Annotated in this window: 1 protein-coding gene; it reads left to right on the forward strand. The window is 48.1% G+C overall.

What is annotated here, in order from left to right:
- Nucleotides 1-12057: amino acid adenylation domain-containing protein (locus tag AC1DFM_RS34440; RefSeq protein ID WP_477081322.1), on the forward strand; the 12057-nt coding region annotated here is incomplete at both ends.

The raw sequence follows: 12057 nt of genomic DNA on the forward strand, positions 1-12057 counted from the left end.
ATATCAGGTTATGTGGCGCCGGTAACAGGCATAGAGCGGGACCTGGCGGCTATCTGGTCAGATCTGCTTGAAGTGGAACAGGTAGGATTGTATGATGATTTTTTTGCGCTGGGAGGTCATTCCCTGCTGGCTATCCGGCTGATCTCCTCAATTAGGAAGAGGTTGCAGATGGAAGTCGCGATAGGAGACATCTTTGATTATCCTACGATCGCTGCTTTGTCTGCGCAGTTGCAGCACCGCTCACCGGCAACGCTGGCGCCGGTAATAAAGAACCATACCCGGCCGGAGTATATCCCGCTTTCATATAGCCAGGAACGTTTGTGGTTCATTGATCAGCTTGAAGGAAGCGTACAGTACAACAGACCTGCCGTGCTGCGGCTGAAGGGCATACTGAAAATAAAGGCGCTCGATGATGCATTGCGGGAGATCGTTAACCGGCACGAAGTATTGAGAACAGTGATCAGGTCGAAGGATGGCCAGCCTTATCAGTATGTGCTCGGAAAAGATACCTGGAAGCTCAGACTGACGGAAAGAACGTTGCCGCATGCAGCTGTTTCAGCTCATATAAAGGCATTGGCTGAGGAGCCATTCGATTTGTCGGCGGATCATATGTTGCGCGCGCATCTGATTGCACAGGAAGATGATCACCTGCTTGTATTAGTGCTGCATCATATTGCTTCTGATGGCTGGTCATTAGGTATTCTGGTGCGGGAGCTGACAACGTTGTATAATGCTTATGCCATCGGGAATAGCGTGCAATTGCCGGCGCCCGGTATACAATATGCTGATTACGCCATATGGCAACGTGCTCATTTGTCCGGCCCCGTGTTGGAAGAGAAGCTGGCTTACTGGCAGCAGAAACTATCTGGTATAACAACCTTGCAACTGCCATCAGATTATTCCAGGCCAGCTGTACAAAGCACCCGCGGCGATGTGATTAATTTCAATATCAGTAAATCAGTGATGCAGGAGTTACAGCAACTGGGCCGGCTGCATGGCGGAACCTTGTATATGACACTGCTGGCGGCATTCAAGGTATTGTTGTATCGTTATAGCGGACAGGAAGATATTTGTGTAGGGAGCCCGGTGTCAGGCAGATCACAACTGGAAACCGAAGAACTGATCGGCTTTTTTATCAATACGCTGACTTTAAGAAACAATCTGCATGATAACCCTTCTTTCTCCAGCTTGCTTCAGCAGATAAAAGAAACAACACTGGAGGCCTTTGCACATCAGGAAGTGCCTTTCGGAAAAATAGTGGAAGCGGTGGTGAAAGAACGGGATGCAGGCAGAAGTCCGTTGTTCCAGGTATTGTTTTCATTACAGAATACCCCGGACATTCCGGAGTTGTATTTAAATGAGCTACAGGTATCCGAAATGCAGGTGGAGCATTCCACTGCACAATTTGATCTGGCCGTTTCCATGCGTGAAACAGAAAACGGATTATGGGGAGATATAGAATACAGCACAGACTTATTCAGTGCTGATACCATTCGCCGGATGGTCCGCCACTTTCAGCGGTTGCTGGAAGCTGTTGCCCAATCGCCCGATGAAAGAATAGATAACCTGGAAATGTTGACTGCTGAAGAAGAGAATACCCTGTTGTCAATATCAGCAGGACAAACGACAGAAAATTTATTACCGTCCGGGAAAACTGTTGTCAGTCTGTTCGAAGAACGGGTAACAAATATACCTGATACAACTGCTGTCATCACAGCAGGAGGTTCTTTCTCTTTCAGGGACATAGATACACGGTCCAATCAGCTGGCGCATTACCTCATCGCCAGCGGGGTGAAGAAAGAAACATTGGTGCCGATCTGTATAGATCTGTCAGTGGAAATGATAATAGGGATACTGGGTGTACTGAAAGCAGGAGCTGCATACGTACCACTGGACCCGGGGCTACCTCCGGCGCGCCTGGAATACATGCTGAAAGATACAGCGGCACTTGTTGTTATCACTAATCGCAAGACCCATCAGACCCTGGATAACCAGACAAACATCAAGACACTCATACTGGATATAAACGGGGATGCAACCCGTCACTATCCTGTATTTTCTCCTGCTGTTACGCCGGATCCGCATCACCTGGCTTATGTGATATATACTTCAGGCAGTACGGGCGTTCCTAAAGGAGTAATGGTCGCGCACAGAAATTTGCTGCATTATCTTCTCAACAGTAAGACAGCCTATCTCAATGAAAATAAAACAGGTACAGGCAGTTATTTACATCTGTCCTATTCTTTTGACGCTTCTCTCACTGCGCTGTTCATGCCTTTGCTGGCAGGAAAATCTATTGTGCTGGGAAGTGGCAGTCAGGCTACGGTATTTGAAGATCCCCTGTTCTGGAAATATGCGCCATACGATTTTATCAAATTAACACCGGCTCATTTGCCATTGCTTGAAGTAGCCATGAACAACCATCTGGCAGAATACCCGGCAGAAAAACTAGTATTGGGAGGAGAGGCGCTGCAATTGACGGCACTCCGGTATTTGCTGAATAAGAAGTGGAATATCGAAATTATTAATGAATATGGTCCAACGGAAGCAACGGTAGGATGCAGTATATACCGGTTCAATACCCAAGATCATATTGATGTACAAAACAATAATATTTCCATTGGAAAACCCATTGATAACACCGCTATTTACATCCTCGATCGTAACCTGAAAATGACACCGGTAGGCGTTGCCGGCGAAATCTATATAGGTGGCGGCGGTGTGGCGCGTGGTTATCTCCATCTTCCGGAGCTGACATCAGACCGCTTTGTATCTGCATCTCCCGCTCTTGGTGGGAGAGAGCGGTTATATCGTACCGGAGATATAGCGAAATGGTTGCCGGATGGTAATATCGAATACCTTGGACGAGAGGATGACCAGGTGAAGATAAGAGGGTATCGTATCGCACTCGGCGAAATAGAAGCGGTGCTGACACAGTGTACACTGGTGAGACAAGCGGTGGTGATATTTGATACCGATGAAAATGGCGACCAGCGCCTGATAGGTTATGTTGTGCCGAAAGGGGATTTTGACCGGGAAGGCATTGAAGCCTGGCTGAAACAGCACCTGCCTCATTATATGATTCCATCTTTTCTCATCGGGATACCAGCGCTGGCACTGACCGTAAATGGAAAGATTGACAGGAAATCCCTGCCGGCCCCTGATACTTCAGTACAGATAATATCTACGTATATAGCTCCCCGTAGTGAAACAGAAAAGACTATGACGGCCATATGGGAGTCGCTGCTGGATGTAACCGGAATAGGCATACACGACGACTTTTTCACCCTCGGTGGCCATTCTTTGCTGGCTGTACGCCTGTTATCAACCATCAAAAAGTCATTGCAGACAGACTTGTCTGTAAGCGATGTTTTCTCATCCCCCACCATTGCATCGTTATGCGAACTGATAACAACACGTTCCGGGAAGCTGTTGCTGCCTGCAATAACAGCTGCTGAAAGACCAAAACATATCCCGCTTTCGTATAGCCAGGAACGTTTATGGTTCATCGATCAGCTGGAGGGCAGTACGCAGTATCATATACCGGCGGTGTTGCGTCTTGAAGGCCATCTCAACAGGAACGCGCTGGGCAATGCGCTGCAGACCATTGTAAACCGGCATGAAGTACTGAGAACCGTAATATCCCAGGACGGAGGTCATGCTTATCAGCAGGTACTTGATAAAGGATATTGGCAGATGACCATCACCGATAGATCAGCAGCAGGCGCCGGTAATGAAAATGCCTACATAAAATCACTGATTGATGCGCCATTTGATCTGTCAAAAGACCACATGTTGCGCGCTCACCTTGTAGTACTCGAAGAAAATGTACATCTCCTTGTAGTCACCCTGCACCATATTGCTTCCGATGGCTGGTCCGCCAGTATCATTGTGAAGGAGTTGGTTGAGCTGTATAATGCATACACGGAAGGCCGGGAGCCAATATTACCGGCATTGAACATACAGTACGCGGATTACGCCCTTTGGCAACGCAGGCATCTGCAGGGAGCGGCATTAAACAAACAGTTGGTCTACTGGAAGAAAAAACTCACCGGCGTACCGTCATTAGACCTGCCTCTGGACTATGAACGCCCCGTTGTAAATACAACAGCGGGAGGGATGGTCACATTGATGATCGATAACAGGTTGGCTGAAGAGGTCAGGAATCTGTCCCGGCAATTTAAAGTCACGTTATACATGACGCTGCTGGCAGTGTTTAAAGTCCTGCTGTATCGTTACAGCAGACAAAAAGATATATGCGTCGGCGGTGCCATTGCTGCAAGGTTGCAACAGGAAACAGAAGGGTTGATCGGTTTTTTTGTGAACTCCCTCGTTTTGCGCAGCGACCTCGGTGGTAACCCTTCTTTTGCAGACCTGTTACTTCGTGTAAAAGAAACTATGCTGGAGGCATATGATAACCAGGAAGCGCCTTTTGAGAAAATTGTAGAAATGCTGATGGGTGAACGGGATGTAAATAAGAACCCGTTGTTCCAGGTGATGTTCGTATTGCAGAACACACCGGAAGCGCCGGAAATAAGACTGGGAGATGTATCCCTGTCGATGGAAATATTTCCGCATACTACCAGCAGGCTGGATCTGGGACTGGCGATAACGGAAGAACCGGAAGGGTTGAGACTGGATATGGAATATCGTACTGATTTATTCAAACAGGAAACGATAAACGGGATGTTAAAGCATTACGAAGCATTGTTACGCTCAGCCGTCAACGCACACGAAAAGCCGATCGGCGCACTCAGCATGCTGAGTGCTGCAGAGCAGCAGCTGTTGGTCGGGTTTAATAGCAGTACCTCCGGCACAGAGAGATCAATTGTGCGGTTGTTTGAAGAGCAGGCGAACAACACCCCTGATGCCGTTGCGCTGGTGTTTGAAGAAAGTGTTTTTACCTACCGGCAGCTGGACCAGCGCGCCAATCAGCTGGGACACTACCTGAGAATGAAAGGCGTGAAGGAAGAAACGTTGGTGCCTTTGTGTATAGACCGCACCCCGGATATGATTGTGGGGATACTGGGTATCCTGAAGGCCGGCGGCGCATATGTTCCGATAGATCCATCCATCCCAGCTGAAAGGATAGCATTTATGCTGAAAGATATAACGGCAAATGTTGCGGTCAGCAGTGTCTTATGTAAATCATGCGTAAAGGGTGAACGCGAAATAGAGATTGTAGTGCTGGATGAAGACAGGGACAACATTTCGCGCCAGCCTGTAACAAAGGTTGCCAGTCGCCTGAAAGAGGAGAATGTGGCTTATGTTATCTATACCTCCGGCTCCACAGGCAAACCGAAAGGAGTGCTTATCGAACACCGGTCGTTGATCAATCTGATTGTTCATCAGAGTAAGATATTTGATATTAAATCCGATGAACGCGTGTTGCTGTTATCCAATTACAGCTTTGATGCGTCGGTAGAGCAAATATTCTTTGCACTCCTGAATGGCGCTGCACTGGTACTTGCCCCTTCAGATATACAGCTGGATATTCGTTTGTTTGAACAGTTTTTAAGAGATGCCCGGATAACACACCTGGAAGCTACTCCTGGGTTTCTTGCTACTATAAATCCTGGTAAATATGACAGTCTCAGAAGGATGATTTCCGGTGGAGAACTTTGTAAAAGAGAGCTGGCAGAGAGATGGTACAAACAACTCGGCTTTTACAATGTCTATGGGCCTACAGAAGCTACCATTTCAGCAGTTGCCTATCATTATCTTCCTGGTAGTCACGATAAAAACGCTGCATTACCGATTGGTAAGCCGCTGACGAATGTTACCGTCTATATTCTGGATGAATATGACAATGCAGTACCGGTGGGCGCTGCAGGTGAGCTTTGCATCGGCGGGCCCGGTGTGGCGCGGGGATATTTGAACAACCCCGAACTGACAGCACAGAAATTTATTGCAGATCCGTTCAGCCAGGTGGCGGGCGCCAGGTTGTATAAGACCGGAGATAAGGCAAGATGGTTATCAGATGGTAATATCGAATACCTTGGCCGGTTGGATGATCAGGTGAAGATACGTGGATACCGTGTGGAATTAGGGGAGTTGGAATATACGCTGAATCAGCAGGATGCCATAACCGCCTGTTGCGTGGTCATGAAACCTGGACAGGCAGGCACTAATAAGCTGGTGGGTTATTATGTGCCGGATAAACAAACTGTAAAGATGAGAGAACAGGAACTCTTCCTGAAGCAGGTAGAGCACTGGCAAGAACTGTATGATACGGAATACACAAAGAATGAAGAAGCGTTTATTGCAGATGAAGAATTTAATATAGAAGGATGGAATGACAGCTTTACCGGCAGCCCCATTCCTGCGGATGAGATGCGCGGGTGGCAGCAGGATATTCTTGATGTGATTCTGTCGCATAAGCCTGTAAATGTATTGGAGATAGGATGTGGATCAGGGCTCATCTATTATCCGCTTGCGGGACATATAAAACGGTACATCGGTACAGACTTTTCAGCCGTCTCCCTCCGGAAGATCCGGAACAGGATCAATAATGGAGGGAAAGTATATCCGTCTACACTGCTGAAAACCTGCGCTGCCCACGAAATAACATTGGATGAAAATGAAGTGGTGGATACTATTGTGCTTAATTCTGTCGTACAGTATTTTCCGGGAGAGAATTACCTGACAGATGTGATCGCGGGAAGTATTCCGTTACTGAAAGGGAAAGGACAGATCATTATTGGCGATGTAAGGGACTGTCGATTGCTACAGCATTTCAGGAGCAGGGTAAGTCTGCCTAAATTTCAGGACAAGCATAGTGTGAAGGAATTTATGTGGGAGGTGAACCGCGATTTGTTGAAAGAACAGGAACTATGTCTTGCACCGGAATATTTCCATCACCTGAAAACATTGTTTCCTGAAATCACGCGCATTGCTTTACAGTGGAAGAAGGGTGATTATATCAATGAACTGATTTTGTATCGCTATACGGTGATCATTTACGTGGGAGTTGAGCAACCGGTGCTGAAGCCGGAATGGCAGCAATGGGAGCGGATTTCCGGCAACGGGGATGTTATCAGTGCGCTGAATCAGAAGGTTCCCGTTATTGCGTTGCAGGGCGTGCCCAATCCACGCCTGCAAATGGATATATTGCTGGATAAAGGATTGAAGGATTCTTTTGTTACTTCAACCGGCGACCTGTCAGCATATATCGCGCAGGATGACGCTGATTGCAACCGTGTAAATGAATGGTTGCGGGCTGCAGTATCGAATGGGTATCATTACCGGTTTTTATTGAATGAAGATCCGCTGAAAACAGATGTATTAATCGAGCTGGAACCTTTTACCGGCTTTGTATCCTCAGCTTATGATCATCAGCATTCTTTAACAGCAGTATTGGGAAACAATCCTTTATTTAATGATTTCAGCGAATCGTTGCATCAGGATATACGCCGGCGCCTGAAGGAACAGTTGCCGGAATACATGATCCCTGCTGAATTTGTACCATTACCAAGGCTACCGCTGACAACTAACGGTAAAGCAGACAGGCAGTTCCTGACTACGTGGGCAGACCAACGTGAAAGCCGTATAGACCGCTATGAAGCTCCGGTCACCGAAATAGAAAGACACCTTGCCGGTATCTGGCAGGAATTACTGGGAGTACCACGCGTAGGATTACATGATAATTTTTTCGAACTGGGTGGAGACTCTATCATCACCATACAGGTAATAAGCCGCGCCAGACATGCAGGATATGAACTGCATCCAAGGGATCTGTTCCTGTATCAGACAGTGGCTAAATTAGCCATGTTACTGACAGGTAAGACAACGCAGCAAATAGTGGGTGAGCGGGGAGGATTGACAGGTGGTAGCAATTTGTTGCCGATAGTGCCTCGTCCGCCACATCTTCCTTTGTCGTATGGCCAGGAACGTTTGTGGTTCATCGATCAGTTGGAAGGTACGGTGCAATATCATATGCCGGTGGTGTTGCGAATGAAGGGGTATCTTGACACTTATGCCCTTGAATATGCATTACGTACAATTGTCAACAGGCATGAAATACTGCGTACTGTCATCAGGGAGAATGATGGAAACGCCTATCAGTATGTGCTTGATACGGATAAATGGCAGCTGTCTCTAGTTACAGAACCTGTGCCTGCAGGAGATGCGGGTGTTTTTCATACTTATATAAAAGCCCTGGTAGATCATCCCTTCGATCTGTCTGTTGATTATATGCTACGTGCACATCTGGTAACATTGGCTAAAGACGATTACGTATTTGTGCTTACCATGCACCATATTGCTGCTGATGGATGGTCGGTGAGCATCATATTACAGGAGCTCGCAGCATTATACGATGCTGGTATCAACAGGCGTGAACTGCAATTACCTGCATTGCATATACAGTATGCGGATTATGCTGTCTGGCAGCGTACCCATTTGTCGGGTGATGTGATGGAAAATCAGCTTGCTTACTGGAAAAAGAAGATGAGTGGTGTAACAGTATTGGAGTTGCCGACGGACTATGTGCGTCYGGATGTGCAAAGTGTATCCGGTGCAGTGGTTAATTTTAAGCTGGATGCTGAATTACTGGCCTCCTTGAAAGAACTGTCGCGGAAACAGGACGCTACGTTATTTATGTCATTGTTGGCAGTTTTCAAAGTTTTATTATATCGCTATACCGGGCAGGAAGACATCTGTGTGGGTACCCCTCTTGTTGGCAGGATGCAGCGGGAGGTGGAAGGGCTGGTTGGCTTTTTTGTAAATACATTGCCGCTGCGCAGTAATCTCATGGGTGATCTTTCCTTTGTGTCCCTGTTAGATCAGCTTAAACAAACTACGCTGGAGGCATTTGATCATGAGTCCGTTCCTTTTGAGAAAATAGTGAAAGAGGTAACGCCCGGGCGTCATCTCAGCAGAAGCCCGCTGTTCCAGGTGATGTTTGGACTGCAGAACATCCCGGACGCGCCGGCACTGCAACTCGGTGAGTTGATATTGTTTGAAGAAGCAGTTGAGCAGACAGCCACACAGTTCGACCTCTCAGTAACCGCCCGGGAAAGTATGACCGGGCTACAGGGGAGTGTTACATACAGGAGCGAATTGTTTCATTCGGATACTATCCGGCAGATGATGAATCATTTTGTACAGTTGGTACGGTCTGTCGTACAGGAGCCGTCAGCGCCGATAAGTACGATACCAATGCTAAGTACAACGGAGGTACAGCAGTTGATCTCCGGATTCAATGATACCCGTGTGGATTATCCTGAACAGATGACATTGTCAGATCTGTTTGCCGCACAGGCGGAACGAACACCTGACGCTGTTGCGGCGGTATTTGAGGAGCAACAGATCTCTTATGGCGCACTGGCGGAACGTACAAACCAGCTGGCGCATTATCTGCGTAGTAAAGGAGTCAGGGAGGAAACACTGGTACCGGTCTGTCTTGAACGATCATTGGAGATGATCATCGCCATACTGGGGATTATGAAGGCAGGCGGCGTTTATGTTCCGGTCGATCCTGCATACCCGGCAGAGCGTATTGCTTTTATATTATCAGACACAAAGGCGGAACTGGTGCTGACCGTTGCAGCTCAGCGCCGTTTATTTGACATGGCAGCTGTAGGTGTTGTCGTATTGGATGAGCAATGGCCACTCATTGCAGAAAGCCCGGCGGAACAGGTTGAAACGAGCCTGCAACGGCATCATGCTGCCTATGTTATTTACACATCCGGATCCACAGGCGCTCCGAAGGGAGTGATAAACGAACATGCCGGTATCGTAAACCGTTTACTGTGGGCGCAGGATTATTTTAAACTGAATGCTGCGGATATTGTATTGCAGAAAACAACTTTCTGCTTTGATGTATCGGTATGGGAGCTGCTTTTGCCGTTGATAGCGGGCAGTCGTATTGTGTTTGCATTGCCTGAAGGACAGAAGGATCCTCATTATTTGCAGCAGGTGATTGAACGGTATGGTGTTACTACCATACATTTTGTCCCGCCGATGTTATCTGTTTTCCTGGAAAACATCGCTGAAGGAGATTGTCCATCGCTGTTACGGGTAATCTGTAGCGGTGAAGCGCTGAAGGTGAATCAGGTAAAGCATTTTAGAAAAAAATTTCCGGTGACGGAAGTATATAATCTCTACGGCCCTACGGAGGCGGCAATAGATGTCAGCTGCTGGCATGTGCCTCATGATACCAGCCGGCTGGAGATCATACCGATAGGAAGACCGGTAGCAAATACGCAGCTTTATATTTTAAACGGATCCGGCGCGGTAGTGCCACGGGGTGGACTCGGCGAGTTATATATCGGAGGTGTTCAGGTGGCCCGTGGCTATCTGAACCGGGAGGAGCTAACGGCGGAAAAATTTATCAGTGATTCATTCATCACCGCTGAGGGTAACAGGCTGTATAAAACAGGAGACCTGGCCAGATGGTTGCCGGATGGCACTGTTGATTACCTCGGTCGTATTGATACGCAGGTGAAGATCCGCGGCTATCGTATAGAACTGGGGGAAATAGAAAACGTTATCCTGGCATCCGGACAGATAAGCGAGTGCGTAGTGGTGGCCAGAAATGCAGGCGAAGATGATAAACGGCTGATCGCATATGTGGTGGCCCGCAACGGCTTTAATAAAGAAGAAATCATTTCTTTCCTGAAACGTAAGCTCCCGGAATATATGGTGCCTGTGGTGTTTGTGAAGATGGACGAATTACCGCTGACCGCCAGTGGTAAAGCAGACAGAAAGTCGTTGCCGGAAATTACACAGACGGATGAGTGGTTAACAAATAACTATGTAGCTCCCCGTAATGAAAGAGAGCAGGTATTGACAGATATATGGCAGGAGTTGTTGGGAATCCCGCGGGTGGGGATATACGATAATTTCTTCGAACTGGGTGGTCATTCGCTGCTGGTGGTACGTTTAATATCGTTAATACGTAAGCGGCTGGAGGTGGAGATAGCTGTAAAGGTTTTGTTTACATATTCCACTGTTGCACAACTGGCAGTGTATACCCATGATGCGGATAGGAATACGTTGCCTCCAGTCGTTGCGGTAATGCCACGTCCACAGCACATACCATTGTCGTATAGCCAGGAACGTTTGTGGTTCATCGATCAGCTGGAAGGCAGTTTACCTTATCACATACCGTCAGCGCTGCGGCTGCATGGCCGCCTGGATGTAGCCGCGTTGTCATCTGCCTTACGCACCATCGTGAACCGTCATGAAGTGCTGCGCACCGTGATGGTACCGTATGAAGGGGTGCCGTATCAGCAGGTGCTGGCAGCAGACAGCTGGGAACTGACGCATGCGGAGGATACCATTTGTACCGCAGACGAAATTACCTTGTCCGCGTATCTGGCTGTAAAAAGCCGGGAAGCCTTTGACCTGAAACAGGATCATATGCTGCGTGCACATCTGGTAACACGGGGATCTGAAGATCATCTGCTGCTGGTGACCATGCATCATATTGCCTCAGATGGCTGGTCTACAGGTATCATCGTGCGGGAGCTGGCTGCATTGTACAATGCTTATGCGGTGGGGCATTCCATCACGTTGCCACCGCTGCCGGTGCAGTATGCAGATTATTCGATCTGGCAACGCAGCTATGTGTCGGGAGCGATACTGGATAAGAAACTGGATTACTGGAAGTTGCAACTGCAGGGCTTTACGACGTTGCAGCTTCCGGGTGATTATGTCCGTCCGTCGGTGCAGAGTAGCCGGGGCGACGTACACTGGTTCCACCTGGATGAAAGGTTGCTATCTCCGTTAAAACAGTTGTCCCGTCAGCATGGCACTACGCTGTTCATGACACTGCTGGCGGCCTTTAAGGTGTTGTTGCATCGCTACAGCGGGCAGGAAGACATCTGTGTGGGGACATCTGTGGCAGGTCGTACCAGCGAGGATGTGGAAGGCCTGATTGGCTTTTTTGTGAACACGCTGGTATTGCGCAGTCATGTCAGCAGTGAGCAGTCGTTTGCCTCGCTGCTGGAACAAGTGAAGCATACCACGTTGTCAGCCTATGATCACCAGGAAGTACCCTTTGAGAAAGTGGTGGAAGCAGTGGTGCGTGAACGGGATGTAAGCCGTCATCCG

The sequence above is a fragment of the Chitinophaga sp. 05T412 genome, from assembly GCF_056396465.1.